The following is a 1,660-nucleotide window of genomic DNA, read 5'->3' as shown; positions in this document are numbered from 1 at the left end:
ATTTATGATGTACCAGTAGGAGAGGAATGGCCGCTTGCCAGCATTCTTTCGTTAAAGTCAGCTATAGAAGATGCAGGTCTAACTTTGGAGGTTATTGAAAGTGTTCCTGTTCATGAAGATATTAAGCTTGGATTACCTACAAGAGATAATTATATAGACAACTATAAGAAGACCCTTCGTAACTTGTCTCAGGCGGGGTTGAAAGTAGTGTGTTACAATTTCATGCCAATATTCGACTGGACACGTACAAATTTATACCACGAATTGGAGGATGGCTCAACCGCATTGATTTATGAAGAACATTCAGCTCAGAGAATGAATCCGTTAAATGGCGATCTCAGACTGCCTGGTTGGGATACAAGTTACACGAATGCACAGTTAAAATATCTGTTTGAACAATATGAAAGTGTCGATGAAGAGAAGCTATGGTCAAATTTAGCGTACTTCCTCAAGGAGATAATTCCTGTTGCAGAAGAAGAGGAAATGAAACTGGCTATCCATCCGGATGACCCGCCATGGCCGATTTTTGGATTACCTCGGATTATTACGAATAAAGAGAACCTTGAAAGATTGATTGATATTGTGGATAGTCCGAGTAATGGTTTGTGTATGTGCAGCGGCTCCTTAGGAGCGAGCAGCGAAAATGACTTTGCTGAAATGCTTAGATATTTTGGTCAGCGCGACCGTATTCATTTTGTTCATGCACGAAACGTGAAACGAATCGGAGAGAAAAGCTTCTATGAATCCTCTCACCGTTCTGAAGATGGGTCTATCGATATGGTTGAAGTTATGAAAGTTCTCGTTGAAATCCAATACACGGGTCCGATCCGCCCTGATCATGGTCGAATGATTTGGGGAGAACAAGGGAAGCCAGGTTATGGTTTGTATGATCGTGCGTTAGGTATTACTTACTTAAATGGTATTTKGGAAACGTTGCTTAAAACGCAGGTTTAATAGGGGATTCAAGCATATCAGAGGGATGTGCGTTCTATTTACTTATTTAATCAATTACAATTAGCGTCGTGGAGCGCTTAATTATTATGTCTTCTTATTTGTAACTTAAATCAGCATATTGCATCCAAACAAAAAAACACTCCGTACGCGGAGTGTTTTATATTAATTACAATCATTGCATATAGAATCATATTTGAACTTCTAAAAGAATAATCTTTCAGTTAACCACAAGGCACCTAATACAAAAGCTATAGCGGAACTTAGATTGACTGCCCTGACGGAATACTTCCATTTTTGAACAAAAAAGAGAAGAGGCAACAAAATGGCAAGAATCGCAAGCTGAATAGCTTCTATACCTAAATTGAAACTAAATATATCAAGTGCTAATTGGCTTTTTGGAATATCCATACCTTTTAGTAAGTCGGCAAACCCCATTCCGTGAATTAAACCAAATACAAATGTAATCATCCAACGCTTCTTAATATCTTTTTTGAAAATATTTTCAATGGCAACATAACAAATACTAAGAGCAATTGCTGGTTCAACGAAACTAGGCGGTACATCAATAATGTTAAGAACTGTTAAAGATAGAGTTAAACAGTGAGCTATGGTAAATGCAGTAATAACCGTCGCATATTGTTTAAACGTTTGCCTTGCAATTATCAGTGAAAATAAAAACAATAAGTGGTCATATCCTGTTAAAATA

The 1,660-nt window shown here is 37.6% G+C and carries 2 protein-coding genes; one reads left to right on the top strand and one right to left on the bottom strand.

What is annotated here, in order from left to right; genetic code table 11:
• The coding region (gene uxuA, locus AC1DUA_RS36585; protein WP_477504398.1) for a mannonate dehydratase at positions 1-954 on the top strand (954 nt) is incomplete at its 5' end.
• A gap of 201 nt (positions 955-1,155) precedes the next feature.
• On the opposite strand, the gene AC1DUA_RS36580 is transcribed toward uxuA, so the two are convergent.
• Positions 1,156-1,660: HupE/UreJ family protein (locus tag AC1DUA_RS36580; RefSeq protein WP_477504397.1), on the bottom strand; the 505-nt coding region annotated here is incomplete at its 5' end.

This window comes from Paenibacillus sp. 01T422 (assembly GCF_056398785.1).
Note: the sequence above shows the minus strand (reverse complement) of the source record. Positions and strands in the feature narration are given on the sequence as shown.